A 23,556-nucleotide genomic window follows, 5' to 3' on the forward strand; every position below is an offset into this window, starting at 1 on the left:
CATATTTCCCTCGCAAAAAAACCTTGATAACCGTTTCTTGAATTGCAACGGAATATCAAGGTTTCGAAAAATTATTCAGTATATTCTTTGGTTTCTTGTAACGTACCATCTTGCTTATAGATTTTCAGCTTTGTTTGCTTATTCCGAGCAATTTCTTGAGCTCGTTCAACCGCCTCTTGTTTGTGGGTAAATGTATTGCTTGCTTTTTCAGCGCTGTCTGAAATCACCAACCATTGGTCGTCTTTATATTTAACGTTGACAGCCGCCGTTAATAATTTTCCCGCATGTTTATCCTGTTTATGCGAATCTTGTTTCGTAGGATTTGCTTCTTGTTCAAATGCCTTTTTGTCTGCTGCACTTGCCTCTTGATACCATTTCTCCGCTTGACTAATCGCAATTGGAATGGCGCGATCATCAGGGTAGCCATCCGCAAGCAACGCATTGCCAATATCTATCGCTTTTTTCCGAATCAAAGGTGCTAAATTTTTCATTGATGTAGGATAATCATTCATATTCCAAGGCATCAAAATCTCCTCCTAAAATTCTGTCTATTAATAGCTTACTACAGAAAAGGAACATTTGAAAAAGAAATGATTACTTTGAATATTTCCTGAACCTTCTTGAGAGAATAAGCCTAATTTCCCATTAGCCAAACTTCTCAATCTTTGAGTGTATGATTACTCATTTCCCTTTGAATCAGTTATGATAAAGGAAGAAATAAATAAATTTTTTGGAGGGATTTTCATGAAAATGTCTAAAGTACTCACCACTGTTTTGACGGCAACTGCTGCTCTTGTGTTGCTTAGTGCTTGTTCATCTGATAAAAAAACAGATAGTAGTTCTAGTAGCAAAGAAACAGCTAATTCAAGTACAGAAGTAGTCTCTGGTGCTTCAATTAGTGCCAAGCCTGAAGAGCTCGAAATGGCGTTAAGTGATAAAGGAAATTGGATTGTCGCAGCTACTGACAATGTCACTTTTGATAACGAGGTAACAGTTGCTGGTACTTTCCATGATAAGGGGAAAGATTCCAACGATGTCTATCGTAAATTAGCGCTTTATTCTCAAGATGATAATAAAAAAGTAACTGCTGAATATGAAATCACGGTTCCTAAGCTAATCGTTTCTTCTGAAAATTTCAACATCGTTCACGGGACTGTCAAAGGTGATATTGAGGTGAAAGCAAATGGCTTTACTTTAAATGGTACCAAAGTTAATGGCAATATTACTTTTGATAAACAAGAATATAAAGATTCTGCTGACTTAGAAAAAGATGGTGCCACTGTTACTGGTGAAGTCACAGTAGCCAATAATTAAGTTATTACCAGACAATTTTAACTAGTAAAAAACCAATGACAAATGTTCAATCAAATTTGTCATTGGTTTTAGTTTGTAAACACAGTGCCAGCATTGGTAGATAATTACAAAATGAACTCACTCTTTGCCATAAGCCTAAATAATTAAATGGTTTTACCTGTTGTAGCTGTGGAATCCTTGCTAAGCCATATAAGCCGGCTGCAAGCATACATAAAATAAACAAAAAACCAAAAAGTTTTTTATTTTTTTGCGAACCGTATTTACTGTAGATAATGGTTAAGACGCCTGATAACAACAAAAAGCCTGTATAACCGACTGCTGATCCTCCGTTATGAAGCGCGGCAGCAACTGTGCCAGCGGTTGAAGTGTCTACGCTGAAGAGTCCACTGAAAATACAATCAAATAAACCATAAGCGCCAATCATTGCCACTACTAACCAAGCACCTTTTTTCGTTTTTCTGGAAAAAATAGCATATATCCTAGGTAAACTTGCTAACATCAACATTCCCGCAATGATAGTTAAATGATTAAAGGTTTCCCTAACTGGACTATTCACATCACCTAATAAGCTAATTACTTCTGTCAATTGATTGTAACCTTGATCTTTGAATCCGACATAATAAGGTGTAAAAAAATCAAGTAAGACCCCTAAAACTAAAAAATAGCCGCCATATTTTTTTAAAAACTGCATTTATTCACCTCAATTTTGATTTTCTATTTACTTTAAGTATAGCATATCAAAAATTCCAAATAATTAAACTTTCTTTTCCACTAAAAAACTTTTCGTCAACGCGAGACGAAAAGTTTTACTTTAAGATTCAATAGAATCTACAATCTTATCATTTTCTTTTGATTCATTTAGCCACTCCGAGACAATAATTTTAATGATTGCAGCAACAGGAACTGCTAAAAACATCCCTAAGACGCCGAAGTACGCTCCCCCAATCGTGATTGAAACAATAATTAAAATCGGATTGACATTTAGGGCATCTCCCATAATTCGAGGACCAATAATATTGCCGTCAATTTGTTGTAAAATTAATAAAACTAGTAACACCGTAATTGCTTGAGTAACACCACCTGTGAAAAGCGTAATCACACCAGCAACAATTGACGCAAAAATCGAACCAAAATAAGGAATCATATTACAAATACCTAATAAAATACCCAAAGTCACAGCAAATTTCACATTCAAAATACTTAACAAAATCGTTGATGAAACGCCAATTATACAAGCATCAAGAAATTGGCAACTGATAAATTTATAGAAAATTTTATTCGTTGTATTTAACCAGGTTTGTGTTTGCTTGTACACTTTTTCAGACAGCAATTTGTGGGCAGCCTTTTCAACAAATGTCAAAATAGATTGCTTAAATACCAGCGCATATATTGAGATAATCAACGTCAAAAATGCATTTAAAAAGAATGAGGAAACATTTTTAGTCAACGTTCCTAATGAAAATAACGCTTGTGTCCATTGATTTAAAAAACGTTCCGGCGACAAATCTTTAAGGACACTATTTAAATATTTTTCAATCGCGGCTGTTTTTAAAATCCCTTTATCTTCTAAACTCATCACAAACTGAACCATGTGATCATAAAAAGTAGGTAAAGAGTTTGCTAAATCTACTAAATTACTAATGAGTAGCGGAACGATATAGTTTAATGTCAAGACAAAAATAAACAAAATAATCAGGTATAAAAGGAGTACACTCAAGCCGTGTTTCGCTTTTTTAACGACTGGTAAAGGTACTCTTTCTAGTAATCCCTCGATTTTTTTCTGACTTCCACTCAATAAATAAGCAATCACGAACCCAGTAATGAATGGGGATAAGATGCCTAATAAACCCGAAACACTATGGACAAAGTGCTGATAATTCGTGATTAATAAATAGCCAACAATCAGCGCCATTACAAATAAAAAGCGGACAACCCAGTAATTCCAATCAACATTGTATTTCTTCAATCACTTCACCTCTAAATAAATTATGCCTATCATTGTAATTGTAAACGATTTGTGGCAAAAGGCAAGTTTGTCCATTCGTTCTTGATGAAATACACAAAGAAGCCTGACACTTTAAAAAATGTGTCTGTTTATTCTGCAGTATAAAAATGAGGCACTAGACCTTGCTTCTTTTCATAAAAGAAGCAACTTGGGCTACAAGTACGTTTAACTTGTAGCCCAAGTTGCTTAGATAGACTAAATTTATTTTTTCGATTCCACTGTGACCGTAAAGTTATCCATAATGAAATCTTTATCGGCACCTGTTGTAAAAATACCAAACGTAGTGTTTCCTGAAGCATCCCCAATTATTTCTGCTTCATAATGCTTGGTTTGACCATCTGCTGCTGTCGAAGTCAACTCACCGACTGGCTTAAAGTCATTGTTATTTTTCAACTCTCCATTAATGGTCCCAGCAGTAAAGACATTTTCACCATCAGTTTGATAATCAAATTGGACCGTATATTTCTTGTTCGGTTCAAATTTAATATTTTGCGGAATTGTTTGAAGCATCAAACCTGCTCCTTGTTTATGGGCTTTCAAGGACCAGTTGCCTTCTAATACATCTGAAACAAGGTTTCCATTCCAACCATATTGTGTGTAAGGTTCATTTCTTTCTGATAAATGAATCCGTGGATCTTCTACACCACCAGCTGAGCCTTTAACAAACGGATATAACCCAACTGCTTGTGTGTCTTCAAAATCTTGCTTAATAACTGTTTGTTTGTCTGGGTTCATGATATCCGTTTGACGCTCAACAATTCGTAAATCATCAAATTTTGTAACGGAATTGCCTTTATCAACCGCTAACGTCACCGAGCCTTTTTGGGCATTATCTGGGATTTCAAAATCAATTCGCATATTTTGCATATACTGCGGATTTTTCCTGCTTGTATGGTTAATATCTGCCTGAATGTAGTTTTGGGCAACCGAATTATTCACTGTCCGCGTATATTTCTTACCACCAATTTTAACAGTTACTGTGGCTTTGCGATCATGTGTTTCTGTGTTTAGATACAAACTATATTTTCCTGGTTTAGGAAGATTGATGTCTTGTTTGATTTCGGTTCTTTCTTTTTCTGAACTAAAGACATAATCACCGTTGGCATCTTTTTTAACTTCACCATCACCTCGGAAAACTTTCCAGTTATTTTTTAAGGTATTGGCTTCATTAAATCCAGGATCTTTAAATGGTGTTCCTGTTCCAAATGTCATCGGTTCAATACTGTCAGGTTCAGCAATGACATACGGTGTATTAGCCTCGGCTTGGATGGTCACTTGGTTATTTGTAGTGGCAATTGCGCCTTTGTCAATACGCCCTTGATCTGTTAATTCATATAAATGTAAATTCGTTTTTCCTTGCATTTTCTTATCCAATGACCAAGTGCTGGTACCGCCTTTTGGATTCCAGTGATATAGTTTGTCTTGACCATTGACATTCCAAGGCAGTAGATACGCATCACCTTTTAGAACTTCTGTCTCATTTAACGTAATGCTTCTTGGCGAATTAGCATCTGCTTGAGTAACGGTCACTTTTTCAGCACCGTTCGCTAATTTAATCGTACCATAGATTTGACCATCTGCTGCTGTTGTAGTTTCCCAGTTTGTAATTTGGTAATGCTGTAAGAACTTAGTTGGGACATTAATGGCAAAAGTTTTTTGGCGATAGGTATTAAAATTGGTTTTACCCACCCAACCTTCATAGGCTTCAAATTCAGCTCCACCTAACAAAGGATTGTCGGAAATAATCCAAGTGTCTTTTTGATGATTCCGAATAAAACGAACGATTGTACTGTTAAAGCCTTTCGTTGTTGTACCGCCGTAATCTTTTTCTGCAGACCAATGGTTCCAAACCGAGTCATACTCTAAAGCATTCGGAAATTCATTGGTTGTAAACCAACCGAGTGAATTAATTTCTTTACTTAGTTGACGACTTGCCCAACCTGATTCGCCTTGATTGCCCCAAACATCAACATAAATATAATCTAGATTCGGTGCTTTTTGTTTTAATTCTTTAAAGCGCTCATAGCGACGACCACTCAATGTATCGGGTCTTTGTTTAATAAAATAAGACGGATCTAACCAATCCCAGCCACGCTTCGTTGGATCAACTAATTCCTCATTAAATCCTTTTGCTTCTGGGTAAGACTCGGTGTCATTAATATGCACACCGAAAACGGCATTTAATTTATGACCTTCATCAATTAATTGATTCAACGCTTGTTCCCCGCCAGGTCGCTGACCAATAGCACCGTAATCTGGATGCGCAGAATCATGTCCTTCATTTTGATACCCTTTTAGTAAATTCATTTGTCCTAATCCATCTGTTAAATTGTAAATGCGTTTTGATTCGTCTAACGTCACTAAGAATGGGTTCGTCGCCTGACTAGCAAAGTTAAAAGGAATCCGTTGGTTGACTAATTCAGGGACTTTTTCCGCACCCATTGGGTTATTCATAATTGAACGGAACCCAATTGCCGCATCTTGCCAATCCACCCGATTGTCGTCGTTGCTATCTTTTGAGAATTTAACTTTCACTTCTGGCGTTTCTCCAGTTGTGTAATCTTCCGGTGCATCAAATGGTCGATAGGTCCATGCCCCACTTGACAAGGTTGTTACAAAACCAGTCGCCGCTTCTTTTGTTTGTTTATGGATTCGATTGTTGTCACTACCATCGACAGAGCCGTCTCCATAGGCGTTCGTCCAAAAACTTGCAGCATAATTCGCTGTATTTAAGAAACCATACATATATTTTTTCGTTTCTTCTTGGCTTGTTGTAGTTAAATCTTGGATAGTATCACCATTTTTATTTCCGTTATTTGCATTTGTCCCAGTATTCATCACAACGCCAGCAAAAGTCGCCCCTTCATCTGTACTATTGACAGAAATCAAGCCTTGATTTGGAATTGAAATTGTGTGTATTTTGGTTCCTTCTTCACGAATATCTGAGAGTTTCATAGCTAATTCTTGGCCTTCGGAAACAGTCAATGTCGTTGTGAAACGCAGGCCAATTTCTGGGACAGCTACGTTATAAACGGCTTGATTTGCTTCACTCTTTTGTTTTTCAGCAGTTGCTTTATATGCTTTGCCATCAATCATTACTTGGTCAATTTTCTCGTGTTGGCCATTAAAAATCACTTGATTACTCTGAGGGTCTTCGTAGCGAATAATTCGTGGAAATTGTGGATCAACCACGGCTGTTAAATCTGCGGAAGAGATTTTGTCGCCTTTTTCAGCTTCATTGTCTTTAGCAACAACAATGCTGGCTTTTGCTTTGATGTTTGTATTTTCCAAAGTACCGTCGACTTCAAAAGTTCCTGGTTCTTTATATGCATCAGGATCGATTTCATTCCAACGGACTGCTTCATTGGCTTCTTTACCAGTATTATAGGTCACTTTTACTTGTTTCGGTAATTTTGGTGCGACACCAATTTTTGTAAAAACTTTGACTGGCGCAATTTGGGTCACTTCTGGCACAATTTCCGGAATGCTATCTACGGGGCCATTTTTAAAATAGTCATAATTGACAATTTTTTTGTCGTACCACAAACGGACACCCACATGTCCGGCTTCTGTTGGAATTTTGTCTCCGTTGGCCAAAACAGGTTCTCCTTCGTAAATCAACGTGGTGTTAAGCCAGATAGTAATTTTTTCACCAACATAACGTACTTTCAACAAATAATTCGTATCTTCATTTAACGTTGGCCCAGAAATCGAATCATTCCACGAATTAGGGCTTTCAACTAACCATTTGCCATTCGCGTTATAGCCTACAAAAACCCAGCTATCTTTGGTATTACCACGAATAATCACACCCGTCCGACCGCTTCCAGCAGTGTATTTAAACCTTGTTTCTACTTCACCATCAGCTAATTTAGGGGAATCTAAATTTAAAGATACGGCATTATTACCTGCTGCTGCATCTCGTGAAATCGCCAATGACTCTCCTGCTAATTCTCGATTTGTTTTACCAATCACATCTTGCCACTCACCAATTTTCCCTCCTGGAAAATCAGATTGCCACAATTTTTCTTCTGTTGCGGTAGGTTCCACCATTGATGAGCTTGTTTCAGTGCTGCTGTTTGTTGTTTCTTCTGCAGACGTACTTAATGGTACTAAAATCGTTGCGCTTGCCAATAGTGTCAATGTACTAAATCGTTTTATTTTTCCATGTTTCATCTGATAAATCAGCCCCCTAACATTTTTGAACACGCTTTCATTATTAACAATTAAAGGGGCGTTCCAAAAATAAATTCTTTTATTTTTGGAACGTCCATCTCTAAATCATTCTCTTAAAAACTTTGATTACTTACGACAACAAGTCAGAATTATTCATCCTCATCATCTACTGCAACATTTAGCAGCAATTCGTTGACTTTCACAATACTTTCTGCTGATTCTTTAACATAGTCACCTTCAATTGCTAATAAACTTGCATTTACATAGCTGATAACCATCGGTAAATTCATCCCAGTATATAAGTCAAACGAAGCACCTTGCATAATTTTTTTGGATAAAATATTACAAGGTGTTCCCCCTAATAGATCAGCAAAGACAACAAAATCTTCTAACGATTCCGTAATCGCTTCAAATTTTTCTAAAAAGTCAGCTTCACCTTCTTCTGGTAATAAAGCAACAGTGGAAATTGTTTCTTGCGGTCCCATAATCATCTCCGCACTTTTTTTCAATTCCTCGCAAAAACGGCCATGACTTACTAAAACTAAATGTTCACTCATCGATTTTCTCCTGTCTTACTTATTTTGAAATAACACCTAACGCAGACAATGCGACACAGACAATTAATACGATAAAAATGGCTTTAGTAGACGTCATATTCTTTTTACCTAGCATCCAATAAACGCCACCGACAATTCCTGCAGGAAGTAGACGTGGTAAAATCATATCCAAGTTATTTTGCATGTTAAGTGTTACATCCCCAATACTTGGTGCCCATGATAGTTTGACATTAACCATTGTTGCCACTAAAGCGCCAACCATGAAGACCCCTAGTAAAGTTGCAGCATCTGTTAAGGCAGTTAAGCGGTGTTGCATAGTTGTTACCAAAGAAATTCCTTCGCGATACGCAAATTCCAATTGTTTCCAACGGAAGACCATCACGGCAATTTGAGCAACAATCCAGATAAAGATACCAGTTGGGTTACCATTAATCGCCATGTTAGCAGCTAGCGCCCCAAAAATAGTTGGAATTAAAGCTGCGAAAATTGAATCCCCAATTGCTGCAAACGGTCCCATTAAACCAGTTTTCAAACCTGAAACTGTTTGTTTTCCAGCAATGCCTTCTTTTTCTTCAATGGCCAAATCGATCCCTGTAATAATCGTATTAAAGAAGTTTGAAGTATTGAAAAATTGCGTGTGTGTTTTCATCACTTCTTTTAATTCAGGCGTATCATCCCCATAAATTTTACGCAATTGTGGCAAAATCGTATACAAGTAACCTGATCCTTGCATTCTTTCGTAGTTCCAACCTAATTGGAAAGTAAACAAGCTTCTGCGATTAATTTGTTTAAAATCTTCTTTCGTCAATTTATAATTAGATTTCGTCATCTTCAATCTCTCCTTCGTCTGAATCATTCGCTGCATGTTCTTTTTTGGCTGCTGGCCCACTCGGAATCATTTGGCCATTTTTGTAGCTAATTGCGGCTAAAGCGAAACCAATTAAAGCGACTGCTAACATTGGTAGTGCGTTAAATACACCACTGAAGTCTTTCACAACGCTCGCAACAGATGTTCCTAAAAGTTGCATGTTTGTAAAGATTGTTCCTAGTAAAGCAGTTACAGTGAAACCAAGAATTAAATAAGGGAAATGTTTTTTCACTGGTAAGTAACGTAGTAAAATTGCAAAACCGACCGCTGGTAAGACCGCCCCAGCAACAGACAAGCCATCACCTAACCATTTCAAATCGCCATTTAGGACAGATACAACTTTTTGTACTAAACCACCACCAAAAGCAAGTGCTAAGAAGACTGGAATCATTCGAGAAAGAGACCAAGGTAAGGCACCCATTAAGAAGTTACGTTCAATTCCTTTGTAGTTCATATCTTCGACCATTTTATCAATCCGATGTGCAAAGTAGGTATTCGCAAAACGAGCCAAAATGTCTAATTGAATCATTAAACTAGCAACTGGTACTGCAATAGCAGCGATTGCTTGTTCAGGGTTCATTCCTAAAGACACAGAAAATGCTGTGGCAAGAATCGTACCTGAGTTAGCATCAATTTTGGAGGCACCCCCGAAAGTCCCAACTCCTAATACAGTTAATTGCATACTTCCACCAATAATAAGTCCTGCTTTAATATCCCCCATCACTAATCCTGCAAAAAGACCTGCAAACACTGGCGCACTTAATGAAGAATAAATTTGTAATTCATCTAAAATTTGGTATCCTGCGTATAATGTTAATAATAAGATCTGCCACCATAAGATATTCATTTTTTGTTCCCTCCTATTTTGTTATCAAACTCATAAAGTCTTCCGCTTTGTCACTTGGCACCATTTGAGCAATCAGATGGACACCTTTAGCATTTAACTCTTTAAAAACCTCAATATCTTGATCGACCACATTGATTGACTTAGTAATCGACCGTGTTTCGTTTGTTTGTGACATGTTCCCAACATTGATTTCTTTAATCGGCACCCCAAGTTCTACTAGTTTTAATAAACGATCTGGTTTCCGTACCACAATTAGTAAACGTTGTGAGTCGTATTTTCCTGCTAAAATATTTTGAGCAGCTTTTTCAACTGGTAACACGCTTAGTTTCACGCCAGCTGGTGTTGCTAATTTCAAGCCACTTTTTTCAATGGCATTCCCTGCAACCTCATCATCAACGACCATAATTCTGGAAATATTCAATTTTGTCGCCCATAAATTTGCCACTTGTCCATGAATCAAACGTCCATCAATTCTTACGCCAATAATACTCATTGTAATCCCTCTTTCATTTCTTTATATAGTGGTTCTTTTACTAACTGAATTTCTGGTTGGTACGTTCCTTCCGTTTCAAAAATGACGATCTCATTTTGCCCTTCTTTTAATAATCCTTTGGGAATATATAAGGAAAGCGTGGGACCAACATTCCAGAAACGACCAAGATTGGTTTGGTTAACAAAAACAATTCCTTTGCCAAATTTAGAAACATCAATAAATGTATCTTTCACTTCTGCTAACTCCACATGATACTGGTAAAAGCTTGGTTGATCAGGCTGCCATTCTCTTGAATAGTCTACCTGTTCACAGCTTGTCATAGGTAAACAATATTGTTGCCATTGCGTCATAAAATGTAAATCTGCCATGACACCCGTTCGAATCCCTTTTTTCTGAGTATCTGCAAATAGTTTATGCCCGTAATTGACACGACCCATATTTTCCATTAAAACATCGATTTGATTATTCTCTTGCGGCAGTGTAACGTAAATATCTTCGCCAATTTCCGTTTGATATTGCGTTGCTTGATGTACCTGATTGACAAATAATTGCAGACGATCACGACCGTCAATCACTCTTAGCTTTTCTTCTGCAGCATCTTTTTCAATGCTTGTTCGGTAAAGAAGATAGCCGGTATTTTGTCCTAATTGTTCCATGGTTTGCGGATAAACGCTGACCACTGGCTGACTAATCGTTTCTAAAGTCGCAAACAAACTCACTTTGTTTGTTAAAGGAATTGCTGTTTGCGCAAAAGAATCTTTTACTAATGGTTCAGCTTGTGGTAACGCAGGGTACTCTTCGTGAAGCATTTTTTGTAACGCAAAATACTTTTCGGTTGGGTTCCCTTGTTCATCAAGTGGCGCATCATAATCATAGGAAGTGATTTGTGGTAAATCAATGGTTCCTCGTGCGGAGCAGCCATTCATAAACCCAAAATTGGTGCCGCCATGAAACATATATAAGTTGATACTGCCTAATGCTAATGCTTCTCTAACTGATTCAGCCAATTCTTGCGGATCTCGTTTAATAATTGGCTCTTTCCAACGATTAAACCAGCCATCCCAAAATTCCATACACATTAGCGGCCATTTTTTACCATGTTCTTCAAAAAAGGCTTGCATCATACCGAAATTTTCTTTGGCTTTTGAGCCAAAATTCCCAGTTACTAAAATATCATCTTCAATCATGCTGCCTGACCGCAATGTTGCGCGCCATGGCCCGTCAGAAGTAAAAAATGGTGCTGTCACGCCACGTGCAATCATCAAATCGCGAATCGCCCGTAAATACGCTTTTTCTTCGCCAAATGAACCATATTCGTTTTCGATTTGAATCATTAAAATATTGCCACCGTTAGCAAGTTGATGCGGAACAATTTTTTCCATTAAAACATCATAATATTCCGCAACATGCTTCAGATAGGTTGGATTATTCGAACGCATCCGTCCTGGTTCATTTAATAGCCAGGCTGGAAAACCGCCAAACTCCCATTCTGCACAAATATAAGGAGACGGCCGCACAATCGCATATAGTCCAAGTTCTTGTGCTAATTTTAAAAAGCGCTCCAAATCTAATATTCCCTCAAAATGAAATGTTCCTTTTTGCGGTTCATGTAAATTCCATGGTACATATGTCTCAACTGTATTGAAGCCTAAAGCTTTCAAGTTATAAAGTGAATGATGCCAATCTGAGGGATCTACACGAAAATAATGAATGGCGCCTGATAAAATTTTAAATGGTTGACCATTTAAAAGAAACTCCTCTTTAATTTCAAATCTTTCCACATTGCCACCCTTTCTAGTAAACGCTTTCAATTACTGGATAATTGCTAAATAAAGAAAGCTCTTTATTTAGCAATTTCGACTACTTGGATGTTCATAAGATGTTTCTTCACGTTCTCTACGTCTACATGCCCAGTCGTTCTTTCTTGGGCATTAGCCATTCCAGCCGCCATGCCCCATTTTAGCAGTTCGGCCGCTGGGGCATCCTTGGCTAGTCCATATGCAAGACCAGCAATGGTTGCATCTCCTGAACCAACAGGATTTTTAGCTTGAATCGTTGGAATTTTTACACGATAGAATTGATCTTGATGTTTGACAATTGCACCATCTTTTCCTAAAGATACGACAATCCATTCAATTCCAGCAAACATTGGTTTTGTTAAAGCTGTTTGTACAGCTGCTAATGGATTTTCTGAAAAATCTTGCTCTAGCAATCCTTCTAGTTCCTCTAAATTAGGTTTAATTAAATACGGTTTCCATGGTCCTTGAAGAACTTGCCTTAAACTATCACCAGAAGTATCTAGTAGCACTTTAACCTCTTGTGCTTGAGCTTTTTGAACTAATTCTTGATAAAAATCTGATGGTAATCCTTTCGCTAAACTGCCAGAAATTGTGACAATTTCTGCTTGCTTAATTAATTGATCGAAATTTTCAAGGAAGTTACTGATTTCTTCTGGGGAAACAGTTGGTCCAGCTTCTAAAATTTCAGTTTGATTCCCCTCGTGCAAAATCGCAATCGAATCACGTGTTTCTTCTTTGATTGACGTAAATGCTTGGGGGATGTTTGCTTTCTTTAACTCATTTGCAATAAACGCCCCATGAAAACCACCAAGAACGCCGGTAGCGATAACATCTCCACCTAAATCATGAATAACGCGAGTGACATTTAGTCCTTTGCCACCAGGGGTTTTGGTCACCTGACTGGTCCGATTAACGGTATCAAGCTTTAGATGATCTAATAGGTAGGAGATGTCAATTGACGGATTCATTGTTACTGTTACTATCACAGCTATGCCTCCCAATTACCCTTCGTTTACTTGAACTTTCGCATGCCAAGAGCTGGCGGTTGCTGCGATGACTTCATTTAAACTTTCAATGTTTTCTCGGCCTTCTGTTTTTAACCAATCACAAGCCGCAGTTTCTCCTGCTTCAACGAAAGGTTTCACGCCATTTTTCCACGTAGCACGGCCACATAAAACACCATTAAATGTTGAACCAGCTTCTTTAGCGAAACGTAGTGTTTCTTGGAATAGCTCTGTTGAGACACCGGCACTTAAAAAGATAAATGGTAAATCAGTGGCTTGACTTTGTTCTAAGAAATAATTCGCCGCTTCCTCTTTTGTATACGCTGTTTCAGCCGGCGCAAAACCTTCTACAAAATTCATATTAACTGGAACTTCCACTTTCAATACATCTACTTTATATTGGGGTTTAGAAAATTCTTTCATCATTTCATTCACTTTATGCGGTTTAACTTTTGCATATTCTAAAGAAGTCGCATCTGCTATTTGTGCATCATAAGAAACTAATTCTAAGTAAAATGGTAGGTCTTCTTCTGCACATTCACTTCCTAAGCGTTCAATGAATACATGTTTTTGATGATTGATTTCTGGATCCTCATCCACATCATAGTATAGTAAAAATTTAATCGCATCTGCGCCTTCTTCTTTCAAGCGTAAAACAGACCAATCTGCTAGTAAATCAGGCAATCGTCCCGGAGTTGTTGCATCATAGCCCGTTTTTTCATAAGCGAGTAACAATCCAGCCTCGGTATCGCGTGCTTTTGCAGCAGGCAATCCATATTCTGGATCCAATAAAATGGCAGACGCATAAGGTGTCAATTCTTTCGAGACTAATTCTTTAAACGTTTCAATTTGTGCATCAGTTGGCTCTACATCTAGCGCTTTGATCATTTTTTTCAAGGCACCTCGTTGATCAATGGCTAATGCGCTAATGATTCCTTCTTGGGTTGACAAACGATCCATTGCCGCTTTTTTTCCAGCTGTTAACGTAAGCATAGTTCCTCCTCCAAATGTTGTATTATTTATAGTCATAAATCGTTACGCCTTTAACCACACGATTTACTGTACCTGTCGGTGAAGGGGTATCCGGTTTATTTCCAACTTTAATAGATGTTAAAAGTGCGACTGTTTGGGCTACCATGATATCTGCTAATGCTAAATAGCCATCAGGTAATAGAGCAGTTTCTGCGGAATATTCAATAGTTGAACCTGAGAAATTACGTTTGCCAGGTTGAGCAATCGCAAAAACACCCGCCGCAATTTCGTCACCGTGAACTTCTTCTAAGATATCCAAGTCATAATCTCTTGTGTATGGTGTATTATTAACAAAACCAAACATTATTGTTTTTTCATTAATAAATGATTTTGGTCCATGACGGAAGCCCATAGAAGAGTCAAAAATTGTGGCAACTTTGCCGGCTGTTAGTTCTAAAATTTTCAATTGCGCTTCTCTTGTCAAACCAGCTAAACTTCCAGAACCAACATAAACAATGCGTTCAAAATCAAGGTTAACAATTTCATTTAATTCTTCTTCACGGGATAGCACTTCTTCACCTAATTTAATTAGAGCGGTTACATAATCTTGTTTTTGCTCAAAGGCTGTTTGATCAAAGAGTAGTAATGTACCCAAGGTCATGCAAGAAAAGCTACCAGTCATCGCAAAACCACCATCATTGGAGCGTGTTGGCATTAAGAATAAAAAGCTGTTTTCTTCTTTTTGGCTTATTTGTGCCAGTTGTCCTTCTTCAGCACAAGTAATCGCTAAATGATGAATTGTTTCAACCACTTGATTAGCTACTTCAACTGCCGCTAAACTTTCAGGACTATTTCCACTTCTTGCAAACGAAACTAACAATGTTGGTTCGTCTTTAATCAGATAATCTTCTGGTTTGGCCACAATATCCGTTGTCCCAATACTTTCGAATGAAAAGGCTTGTGTGTCACCGTGTGCTCGGAGATAAGGTACAACCGTATCACCGACATATTGCGAAGTCCCTGCTCCTGTAAAAATTACTCTTGTGCGTTTTCCTTGCGCTTTGGCCTGGACTTCTTTTAAAAAGTTTTCCAAAGCTGTTTGATTTTCATGATAAAGTGTCACGGTTTCTTGCCAAAGCTCAGGTTGCTGACGAATTTCACGTGTCGTGATTTCCGCTCCTAGTTGTTCTAGTTCTTCTTTTTCTGCTGTAAACATACTTAACTCTCCTAACTATTCCGAATATGGCGTATCTGATAATGAAATTGGTCTGCTCGCGCCACACTCAACGTAAATTCAATAATTTCATTTTTCATGTTATATGTCTGGCGTGCTAAATGAAGGACTGGCGCTCCTTCTGGAATCATCAATAATTTGGCATCTTCTTTTGACGCAATGCTAGCGTATAATTCTTCATCAGCTAAACGAACGGTTTGCTTAAAATCTTCCGAAAATAGATCATATAATGGTTTGCTACGTAGTAATTGATCCGTGAGTGATAAGAAAAATTTCACAGGCAAGTATGTGTCTTCAACCATTAATGGCTCGTTATCAGCAATCCGCAACCGACTTAATTTAAAAACTGCCTCTCCTAACGAAAGATTCAAATGCTGACAAATAAATTTATCCGCTTCCAATTTTTCGAAGGATAATATACGGGTATGTGGTTTTCGACCCAGTCCTTTCATTTGTTCTGTAAAACTATATGCGCCAGCTAAATCAGCGGCCTCTTTTTTTATATCTGAAACAAATGTTCCTTTGCCATGACGACGATAGATGGAACCTCTATTTTCTAGTTCTTGTAGCGCTAACCGGACCGTCGTCCGACTCACTCCATATTGTGCAGTCAATTCACGTTCAGAGGGCAACTTGTCATGAGGAATCATGCATGTTTCGATTCGTTCCTGCAGCAAATCAACAAGTTGATGATACAAAGCTTTGTTTTTAAAGGCATTTTCCATAACTTTCTCCTTTACCCTAACTGGTTATAACCACAAACCAATAGTACGGTGGTTTTTTTTATTTTGTCAATAAAAAGTATTAATAAATATCTTCATACCGCTATAACCTTGAAATGATAACGTTTACATTTTTTTATTTTTCTTTATTGTAATATTTTTTTCCTCAAGAAATCATTTTTTTATAAAAAACCATCCTTAAATATGATACCAGTTGCTGGCTTTATTTTAAATAGACAAAAAAGAGTATGAGACAAAAATCACTTTAGATTTTTGTCTCATACTCAAAATCTGAAAAACAGTTCGATCCCGACTTCTTCGTTTCTATTGTTTGGTTCTGGCAACAACTAACAAGTAACTAATTTTACGAAATCCATGACAATATTCATTATTGAGCATATTCAATCCTTCTACTAATTTTCGTATAAGATAAATATTGATTAAATGTGTTGACACAACGAAAGGCCGTCCTATTCGCATATTGATCATAATAACGCTTGGTATACCACTGAAATTCTTTCGTCCAAGGTTTGACATGGCCAGTAAAGTGGATAATGGATGGTGCTCTTCTCGTTTCTTCATATTGTTTTTCTCCATAAATAGTTGGATGTTTTTTCGCTTTTGACAGAATATAACCTTGGGCGTTCCACTTAGGATGCAACAGGGTCCAACGGTCGTGTAAAACCGCATTCAATGCATCTTGATCATGGAAACGTAATTTATCTGGATTTTCTTCAATAAATCTTAAGACTTTAGTGGTTACATCTAAATTCAACCATTTTTTAACATCGATTAGCAACAAGCCTGAGTTAAAATAACACATAGATTCTGCAGGAATCGCCATTTTTTCCAAACGTTGATGGAACCCTGCATCTTCCACAGCGGCGATGATATTTTCACCTAAATCAACTGTCCATAATTTTGCGACATCATCTAAGGCAATCATGTCACAATCCATATACAACAGCCGTTCGATCTGGCTTCCTCTAAACAGCTCTGGAATAGCAATCCTGTAGTAAGCTGTTTTGGGAATTCGTTCACTGGTTACAACATTTTTGAAAAAATGGGGGTTGATTTTTAAAAATGTTAACTCTGCATTGATTTGGGTATGTTTAATCGTAAAATACAGTAGTTGCTTGCTTTCAAAATTGATATTGTCATCAATTACATAAAAATGAACAGCTGCCGCTGAAGGACTATTTTCTAAAATTGAAACAAACATAGCAGCAAGATGCGGTACAAAGTTGGTATTGCAACAGGAGACAATCGCTAATTCTTTTCTATTTTCCATTTCTTGCACCTACTTTCTTTAATTTGTTTAGATAAAGAGCTGTATAAGGATGATTTTCTAACGTATTCCAGGGTTTATCGTGTCCAGTAAAATGAATAATCACTGGCTCTTGATTTCCCGCTGCATATAATTTTTGGTAAGCCTCATTAGGCGCTTCATGACGATTAAAAACTAAAGACGTCTGCATATTCCATCTTGGTTCTAGAGCTAGCCAATCTTCATAAAGAACAGCGTTTAAAGCATCTTGATCATGATAGATTATGCGGTCCCCATTTTCTTCTAGATACTGAATTGTTTTTTGCGTGATTGCTTTCTCGTTCCATCGGTCAATATCAATAATCATGACTCCTGAATTAAAATAATAATCGGAGGAACGGATGCCCAAACGTTTCAAAGCATATGCTTGACCAGGATCAATAACCGCGCCAATCGTTTGGTTCACTAATGGCGTATCATACAACTGGACAATATCATCTAAAACAAGCGTATCTGCATCTAAATAAAGAACCTTTTTATAGCTATATTTTTGTAAAAGTGACGGTAAAGAAATGCGTAAGTATGCGGTCGTTGTAATATGATCACTCACTAAAAAATTTTGATAGACTTCTTTGTCTGCTGTTAGAAATTCAACAGTTGCATTTTGTGAGTTACTACTAACCGTTTCTAGGAGTGCTTTTTTGCTAGATAGCGACAGCCCATCATCAATCACATAAAAATGAACAGGTCTCTCCGCATGACAATTTTCTAAAACAGTTATCATCATTACATTCAAATAAGGAGCATAATTTTCGTCTGAAGCTGTCACAATTGGCACAATCTTCTGAGTTTTTCTCATCAAAACCACTCTCCTCTTTTATTTTTATAGCTAAGTTCCTATTCAGAATAGGCCCTGAAAAACTTATCTGCAAATCATATGCTCATTGTTTTATAATATAATTATAATAAAAATATATTTTATGGCTATAAAATAATTTTGTTTTCCGTTAACAACTATTAAAAAAACAACATTTCTCTTACTTTATCCTCAAAAATACTATTTATTTAGTACTTGTTTTACTAATTTTTTTATCTAGAAATCCGCCTGTTGTATTTTCTGTTGATGGTAATTTTAAAATGTACAGCGAAACTTAATATAAATTCTAAACTGACTTCTTACTCAATAAAAGAGCGAAAGAGCCTGGGACAAAAATCACTTTGGATTTTTGTTCCAGGCTCAAAACCTGATAAATGGCGGGAACAGAACCAATTGCTTCGAAAATAAACGGCTCTGTTCTGACCTCTTTCACTTCATATATGATTCTCTTTCCCTTCCAAAAGTTATCCTTCTTAAATGATCTATGGCGTAGTCGGATAATTTTGGACTGTCGTTTGATTGCCATTTTGACTAAACAAGCTAGTTGATTGTGCATTTTTTTGTTTTTCTACTTCTAAGACTTTGTTTTTTTCAAAAGCCACATCATAGTTGTAGTCCTTTGGTTGCACTTCTTGGAATCCTTGTGGTTTATAAAAACGTAAAAGGTTTTCCTGATTTAATTTGTCAGATAAACTTAACGATTTTTTCACCCAATCGTTATCTTTCGTGACTTCTGCTTTTAAATCTGCTGGAACTTGGTCTAATTTTTTCCCTTGATTATTGTAGATTTCCCCACCTAGATACGAAAATTGAGGCGTTACAAAATCGCCATTTCTAAAAGGAACCACTTGTTTATATTGAGGAGATAAAAGGTCCGTGCCAAAATGGATATAATTTTTATCATCGACACCTAAAAGATGGTACAGTGTCGGTAAAACGTCAATTTCCCCACCATATTCGTGCATGATTTTCCCTTGCGTATAGCCTGGCATGTAAAACATCAAAGGTACTCTTTGCAATTGCGCATTGTCATAGTTTGTCCACGTTTTTGGATCGCGGTTGAAGGCTTTACATAAGTCCTTGTTGTTCGCATCTGAAATACCGAAGTGGTCACCATAAATAACAAAAATAGAATGATTGTATAAACTTGTTGTTTGCAAGTAATGGAAAAATTGTTCTAGCGATTGATCCAAATAGTGCGCTGTTCGAACATAATCATCCACAATCGAATTGCCTGTGTTCAATTTAGGAAACGGGAAGTTTTGGTCATCCGTATAATAAGGGGTATGATTGGTCACAGTTAAAAACTTCGCATAGAATGGCTGCTGTAAATGTTCAAGCTCACTAGCTGATTCACGCAACAATTGTTTATCTAAAATACCGTAACCTAGCATTTTGTCATCTTTTGAAAAATATGACCGATCAAAAAAGTATTGATATCCTAAGTTTTTATACACATGGTCTCGATTCCAAAAACTCCCCACATTTCCATGGAAAACAGCGGTTGTATAGCCTTTTTGTCCTAAAACTGCGGGAGCCGCTTCGAAAGTATTGTCTGATCCTAATTGTGTAAAAAGAGAGCCTTGCGGGAGCCCGAATGTTCCTGTTTCCAACATATTCTCCGCATCACTCGTTTTTCCTTGCCCTACTTCATGAAAGAAATTATCAAAACTGATTGTCGCTTTGTTTTGATAGAGCTGATTTAAAAACGGTGTAACCTCTTGGCCTTGGACTTTCATATTAATCAAAAATTGTTGAAAACTTTCTAAATGAATCACAAATACATTTTTTCCTTTGGCAATCCCGGCATACTGCGGATTAAGCGGTAAATTGTTTTGCTTGGTAAATTTCATGATTTCAGGTAATTCGTTTGAACTAGCTTCTGCTCTTACCTCATTTGACATGGCTGTTTTGACACCATCGATGGCTGTGAATGCATCCAAGCCAAGATATTTTACAATATAATTACGATCAAAAATTCTTTGAAGCAATTGAGGACGATCGGTTTCGCTTAAAAATAAGTTAACCGAAAAGAGCAAGACACTTAAACAACTAATTGAGATCGCCAATCTTCTGTTGATAGGTTTGGTCACAAAGACTTGATGATTCCGTCGCTGTTTAAAAGAGTAAAATACCAAAACGAGCAGCACTAAAGTATCTAGCCAATAAAAGACATCGTGGACTCTCATTAAAGCAAGTAAATCACCAGAAATCCCTTCTGAAACTTTTGAAAAGCCAAAAACAGATTGGATGGTAATAAAGTCAGTGAATTCACGATAAAAAATAATATTCAAATATAAAATTAATGTATTTAAAACATTTAAAAGAGTTAAGCTAAGCATAAATGTTTTATGCTTTTTAAAATACAAACTAAAGCCAAATAATAACAGCGTAGTAGCAACTGGATTGAACCATAAAATTTCTCGCTGGAGACTGCCCTTAACGCCCAATGAGAAATCTAGGTAATACGCCAGAATCGTTTTTGCCCAAAAGAGTAAAACAAAAAATAAAAAGAGTCCTAATCGGTTATTTATTTTTTTCATCTAAGTTTGTCTTCCTTTCCCTTCAAAAAAATCTTGATTTGTTAAAAATAAAACCTAACTCTGCGCAATGACTTTTTCGCTAGCGGAGAATTGGATAAATAACTTAAAAAGATAATCGCAATGGCGCAACATCCAAATAAAAGCCATACGTTTGTAAAAGGTGTTCGAGTAAGCGAACTAGTAATAGGCTTTGTAATTAAAAGACTTGGTAGCGCCACCCCTAAAGAATTGCCAATTTGCTTACATGTCACCGCAATGGCTGCTGCCGTTCCTGACTGAGAAAGTGGCATTCCTTCAATCGCTGTAATGGTAATCGGTGAATTTAACATCCCAAACCCAATGCCTAAAAAGATATAAATAACAAATAAAATAATCATAGGCGTTGTTTTAGTTACAAATAATTGTAAAAAGCTAACAGCCAACATTGAAATACCACAAAGCATAATAGGACGTTTCGTTCCTATTCTCCCTACCATTTCGCCGGCTCTCGGTGCAACAAGAAAACTAACAAAAGCCAAAGGAATGGTTGATAAGCCAGCTTCCAACGGGCTGAAGCCTCTCATTTCTTGCAAATATAGCGTGTTTAAAAATAAATAGCCGTTATATATGATAAAGCCAAAAATAGCTAAAAAAGAAGCCGATGTAAATGGAATAGATAAAAAGAAACGCGGGTTGATTAACGGATTGTCAATGTTATATTCATAAATAAAGAAAATAACAATGGCTAAGCAGCCGATTATCCCAGTACTTAAAATATCTGGCGCGAAAAGCCCTTTTCTAGGTAGTCCGATAATGGAATAGATAGAACTAAATAGAAAAAGAATCATCAATGCTTGACCAACAAAATCATTTTTCGCCGTTTTCTCTACTTTTGACTCAGGTACAAACTTTTGTGTAAGGATAATTGCCGCAGCAATGATCGGTACATTTACAAAAAAGACATACCGCCAGCTAAAATAAGAAACAATCAGTCCACCAATAATCGGGCCCATGCCTAAGGAAATCCCTGTAACAGAGCCCCACAAGCCAATTGCTTTCGCTCTTTCTAACTTTTCGGTAAATACCTGTGTAATAATAGACATTGCTACTGGATTTAACATAGAACCACCAATCCCTTGCAACATGCGAAACGCGATCAATTGCCCTGGGGTTTGCGAAATCCCACATAGGAAAGACGCTAAACCAAAACAGGCTAAGCCCAATTGAAGGACTCGTTTACGGCCAATTCGATCTGCTGTAGACCCAGACAACAATAATAAGGATGCTACCATTAAAGTGTAGCCATCTGTTACCCACTGTAATGTAGACAGATTCGTGTGAAAATCACTTTGAATGGATGGTAACGCCACATTGACAACCGTAACATCCATGGTCACTACAAACAAACTCATGCAACAAGTATACAAAATAACTTTTTTTCTATCGATCATAAAAACAGTCCTTTCTAGCAACTACATAAAACAGGAAAAGCAACAATGACACTTAAACTTCTAACGACACAGTTATCGCAAGTACTCACGTATCAACAGTTCTTTATATTCCTTGCCATTTAGTTATTTTATACTTAAAAAAGTAAATCTTTAGATAGCCAAACTATACACCAGAACCCTTTTAAATTGAACCGTAATAGATACGATTTATCGATTCTTAAGTTATTAAATAATTGAACATTCCGTTCAGAAATATCGAACAGTCCCATAATTGAGCATCTCTTTTAAACAATGAACAACAAAAATAGCCTTATCCGCAGCAAAAGTAAATCTAAGCGAATAAAGCTATTTTTGGTAACTATTCCAAAGTAATTTTAATGGCTAAGTCTCTAGCAACTTTTGTAAAGTTGCCTTGATTTGACCAGGTTGGACAAAAACCGAACTGGAAACATTTCGGTATAAATAAAATTTTTGTTTTCGTTCAATCGGTAAAAAGAAGAGTTTAGAATCAATTTCTTGCAGTTGTTCTTTCCGAAGAGAGATTACCGCATAAACTCCTTTACTTTTTTCAATGAGACGAGTAAGCATCAACGTATCATAGCAACAAACAAGTGGACTTGTTAATTGCAACATTTCTAGCACACTCTTGGTAGCTTCTAAATGATCTAAGTGATGAGGCAAAAATAGAAATGGATAGTTGGTCAAACAGGTGAAGCCTTCTTCCTCAATTTCTTGTTTAATTTCTCTTGAAACACAAAGATACATTTTTAGTTCAATTAATTGTTCTTTCTTTAAAACTGGACTATTCACATCTGCAGAAGTAATCACAAAATCCAACTCATGATTCTCCAATTTATTCAATAACTCAAACGATGAACCATGGTAACATTCCCAAAAACGATTCAGTTGGTCCTCATTTTCTGTCACTTTATACATCAAGGACGTATTTCCAAAACCTAAACGCATCACTGGATTCTCAATCATTTCATGCAAATTAAGTTTCATTTTCTTAGCCTCGTTTAAAATGATATATACAGATTGGACGATTTTATCACCATAGGAATTTAACGTCAAAGAATTCCCGTTACGGTCAAAAAGTAAATGGCCCAATTCACTTTCCAAATCTTTTAATGACGCACTTAAGGTTGATTTACTAACATGGAGTTCAGAGGCTGCTTTGGAAATACTATTATATTTTGCAATGGTATAAAAATATTCTAATTTTTCAATAGTCATCTTTTGTCATCCCTTTTATTCAAATTCATTTGCCCACGCAACCTGTTCAAAACACGCCTCACTCTTTATCAATAGCGTAGTTATTTTTGCTCTAATAAGCTATGTCCATCTTGTTATTTTTCTATAACTAATAGCAGATGGATATGAAAGTGCCTTTGGTAAAACTTTTTTTCGGAAATAGTACGAGCATTCGCAGTAAATTCGGCTTATCA

The 23,556-nt window shown here is 36.8% G+C and carries 19 protein-coding genes; 1 reads left to right on the plus strand and 18 read right to left on the minus strand.

All coding sequences use genetic code 11. The annotated features are described in order from the left end of the window. Positions 1 to 71: 71 nt before the first annotated feature. The gene (locus tag IGJ37_RS07445; RefSeq protein ID WP_016616305.1) at positions 72 to 524 is read right to left on the minus strand and encodes a DUF2188 domain-containing protein; all 453 of its coding nucleotides are present in this window, start codon (positions 522 to 524) and stop codon (positions 72 to 74) included. A 178-nt stretch (positions 525 to 702) separates the two neighbouring features. On the opposite strand from IGJ37_RS07445, the gene IGJ37_RS07450 reads away from it, so the two are divergent. Then, a complete protein-coding gene (locus tag IGJ37_RS07450; RefSeq protein WP_002381806.1) occupies positions 703 to 1,314 on the plus strand; it encodes a hypothetical protein in 612 nt (203 codons plus the stop codon). A gap of 46 nt (positions 1,315 to 1,360) precedes the next feature. Here IGJ37_RS07450 and IGJ37_RS07455 read toward each other — a convergent pair whose 3' ends face one another. From IGJ37_RS07455 to IGJ37_RS07535, 17 genes are all read right to left on the minus strand, one after another. Next, complete coding sequence (locus IGJ37_RS07455; protein ID WP_002361965.1) at positions 1,361 to 2,005, minus strand: DUF998 domain-containing protein; 645 nt, start codon at positions 2,003 to 2,005, stop codon at positions 1,361 to 1,363. 120 nt (positions 2,006 to 2,125) lie between these two features. After that, a complete protein-coding gene (locus IGJ37_RS07460; protein WP_002386882.1) occupies positions 2,126 to 3,280 on the minus strand; it encodes an AI-2E family transporter in 1,155 nt (384 codons plus the stop codon). A 240-nt stretch (positions 3,281 to 3,520) separates the two neighbouring features. Beyond that, a complete protein-coding gene (locus IGJ37_RS07465) occupies positions 3,521 to 7,495 on the minus strand; it encodes an endo-alpha-N-acetylgalactosaminidase family protein (RefSeq protein WP_325814842.1) in 3,975 nt (1,324 codons plus the stop codon). 149 nt (positions 7,496 to 7,644) lie between these two features. After that, positions 7,645 to 8,052 carry a PTS sugar transporter subunit IIA gene (locus tag IGJ37_RS07470; RefSeq protein WP_002361967.1) on the minus strand — a complete coding sequence of 136 codons (408 nt, stop codon included), beginning with the start codon at positions 8,050 to 8,052 and terminating at the stop codon, positions 7,645 to 7,647. Positions 8,053 to 8,071: 19 nt separating this feature from the next. Continuing rightward, complete coding sequence (locus tag IGJ37_RS07475; protein WP_002357254.1) at positions 8,072 to 8,881, minus strand: PTS system mannose/fructose/sorbose family transporter subunit IID; 810 nt, start codon at positions 8,879 to 8,881, stop codon at positions 8,072 to 8,074. Beyond that, positions 8,868 to 9,767 (minus strand): PTS mannose/fructose/sorbose/N-acetylgalactosamine transporter subunit IIC, encoded by a 900-nt coding sequence (locus tag IGJ37_RS07480; RefSeq protein WP_002357253.1) that lies wholly within the window; start codon positions 9,765 to 9,767, stop codon positions 8,868 to 8,870. Before IGJ37_RS07480 ends, IGJ37_RS07475 begins: the two co-directional genes overlap by 14 nt. 13 nt (positions 9,768 to 9,780) lie before the next feature. Beyond that, positions 9,781 to 10,260, minus strand: a complete 480-nt coding sequence (locus tag IGJ37_RS07485; protein ID WP_002361968.1) for a PTS system mannose/fructose/N-acetylgalactosamine-transporter subunit IIB — start codon at positions 10,258 to 10,260, stop codon at positions 9,781 to 9,783. Then, positions 10,257 to 12,071: a glycoside hydrolase family 35 protein gene (locus tag IGJ37_RS07490; RefSeq protein WP_325814843.1), complete on the minus strand. Its 1,815-nt coding sequence runs from the start codon at positions 12,069 to 12,071 to the stop codon at positions 10,257 to 10,259. The genes IGJ37_RS07485 and IGJ37_RS07490 overlap by 4 nt, the downstream gene beginning before the upstream one ends. A gap of 32 nt (positions 12,072 to 12,103) precedes the next feature. Beyond that, complete coding sequence (locus IGJ37_RS07495) at positions 12,104 to 13,045, minus strand: hexose kinase (protein ID WP_002381804.1); 942 nt, start codon at positions 13,043 to 13,045, stop codon at positions 12,104 to 12,106. Between the two features lie 15 nt (positions 13,046 to 13,060). Further along, a complete protein-coding gene (lacD, locus tag IGJ37_RS07500; RefSeq protein ID WP_002357245.1) occupies positions 13,061 to 14,056 on the minus strand; it encodes a tagatose-bisphosphate aldolase in 996 nt (331 codons plus the stop codon). Positions 14,057 to 14,078: 22 nt separating this feature from the next. Beyond that, a complete protein-coding gene (gene agaS, locus IGJ37_RS07505) occupies positions 14,079 to 15,251 on the minus strand; it encodes an SIS domain-containing protein (RefSeq protein ID WP_002357242.1) in 1,173 nt (390 codons plus the stop codon). A gap of 11 nt (positions 15,252 to 15,262) precedes the next feature. Next, positions 15,263 to 15,994, minus strand: coding sequence for a GntR family transcriptional regulator (locus IGJ37_RS07510; RefSeq protein WP_002360115.1), 732 nt, complete (start codon positions 15,992 to 15,994; stop codon positions 15,263 to 15,265). Between the two features lie 385 nt (positions 15,995 to 16,379). Beyond that, complete coding sequence (locus IGJ37_RS07515) at positions 16,380 to 17,282, minus strand: glycosyltransferase family 8 protein (RefSeq protein ID WP_002382420.1); 903 nt, start codon at positions 17,280 to 17,282, stop codon at positions 16,380 to 16,382. Then, the gene (locus IGJ37_RS07520; protein ID WP_325814844.1) at positions 17,272 to 18,117 is read right to left on the minus strand and encodes a glycosyltransferase family 8 protein; all 846 of its coding nucleotides are present in this window, start codon (positions 18,115 to 18,117) and stop codon (positions 17,272 to 17,274) included. The genes IGJ37_RS07515 and IGJ37_RS07520 overlap by 11 nt, the downstream gene beginning before the upstream one ends. Positions 18,118 to 18,617: 500 nt before the next feature. Beyond that, positions 18,618 to 20,678, minus strand: a complete 2,061-nt coding sequence (locus IGJ37_RS07525) for an LTA synthase family protein (RefSeq protein ID WP_002361977.1) — start codon at positions 20,676 to 20,678, stop codon at positions 18,618 to 18,620. Positions 20,679 to 20,719: 41 nt separating this feature from the next. Further along, complete coding sequence (locus tag IGJ37_RS07530) at positions 20,720 to 22,108, minus strand: MFS transporter (RefSeq protein ID WP_010712556.1); 1,389 nt, start codon at positions 22,106 to 22,108, stop codon at positions 20,720 to 20,722. 381 nt (positions 22,109 to 22,489) lie between these two features. Continuing rightward, a complete protein-coding gene (locus IGJ37_RS07535) occupies positions 22,490 to 23,344 on the minus strand; it encodes a LysR family transcriptional regulator (protein WP_002357233.1) in 855 nt (284 codons plus the stop codon). Positions 23,345 to 23,556 lie beyond the last annotated feature (212 nt).

The organism is Enterococcus sp. AZ104 (assembly GCF_050546705.1).
In the GTDB taxonomy this organism is placed as follows: Bacteria; Bacillota; Bacilli; order Lactobacillales; family Enterococcaceae; genus Enterococcus; species Enterococcus faecalis.

Excerpts from the sequence above, each read along its gene's own strand:
- IGJ37_RS07445 (WP_016616305.1), bottom strand. The coding sequence starts at position 524 with ATGCCTTGGAATATGAATGATTATCCTACATCAATGAAAAATTTAGCA.
- IGJ37_RS07450 (WP_002381806.1), top strand. The coding sequence starts at position 703 with ATGATAAAGGAAGAAATAAATAAATTTTTTGGAGGGATTTTCATGAAA.
- IGJ37_RS07455 (WP_002361965.1), bottom strand. The coding sequence starts at position 2,005 with ATGCAGTTTTTAAAAAAATATGGCGGCTATTTTTTAGTTTTAGGGGTC.
- IGJ37_RS07465 (WP_325814842.1), bottom strand. The coding sequence starts at position 7,495 with ATGAAACATGGAAAAATAAAACGATTTAGTACATTGACACTATTGGCA.
- IGJ37_RS07470 (WP_002361967.1), bottom strand. The coding sequence starts at position 8,052 with ATGAGTGAACATTTAGTTTTAGTAAGTCATGGCCGTTTTTGCGAGGAA.
- IGJ37_RS07475 (WP_002357254.1), bottom strand. The coding sequence starts at position 8,881 with ATGACGAAATCTAATTATAAATTGACGAAAGAAGATTTTAAACAAATT.
- IGJ37_RS07480 (WP_002357253.1), bottom strand. The coding sequence starts at position 9,767 with ATGAATATCTTATGGTGGCAGATCTTATTATTAACATTATACGCAGGA.
- IGJ37_RS07485 (WP_002361968.1), bottom strand. The coding sequence starts at position 10,260 with ATGAGTATTATTGGCGTAAGAATTGATGGACGTTTGATTCATGGACAA.
- lacD (WP_002357245.1), bottom strand. The coding sequence starts at position 14,056 with ATGCTTACGTTAACAGCTGGAAAAAAAGCGGCAATGGATCGTTTGTCA.
- agaS (WP_002357242.1), bottom strand. The coding sequence starts at position 15,251 with ATGTTTACAGCAGAAAAAGAAGAACTAGAACAACTAGGAGCGGAAATC.
- IGJ37_RS07510 (WP_002360115.1), bottom strand. The coding sequence starts at position 15,994 with ATGGAAAATGCCTTTAAAAACAAAGCTTTGTATCATCAACTTGTTGAT.
- IGJ37_RS07515 (WP_002382420.1), bottom strand. The coding sequence starts at position 17,282 with ATGGAAAATAGAAAAGAATTAGCGATTGTCTCCTGTTGCAATACCAAC.
- IGJ37_RS07520 (WP_325814844.1), bottom strand. The coding sequence starts at position 18,117 with ATGAGAAAAACTCAGAAGATTGTGCCAATTGTGACAGCTTCAGACGAA.
- IGJ37_RS07525 (WP_002361977.1), bottom strand. The coding sequence starts at position 20,678 with ATGAAAAAAATAAATAACCGATTAGGACTCTTTTTATTTTTTGTTTTA.
- IGJ37_RS07530 (WP_010712556.1), bottom strand. The coding sequence starts at position 22,108 with ATGATCGATAGAAAAAAAGTTATTTTGTATACTTGTTGCATGAGTTTG.
- IGJ37_RS07535 (WP_002357233.1), bottom strand. The coding sequence starts at position 23,344 with ATGACTATTGAAAAATTAGAATATTTTTATACCATTGCAAAATATAAT.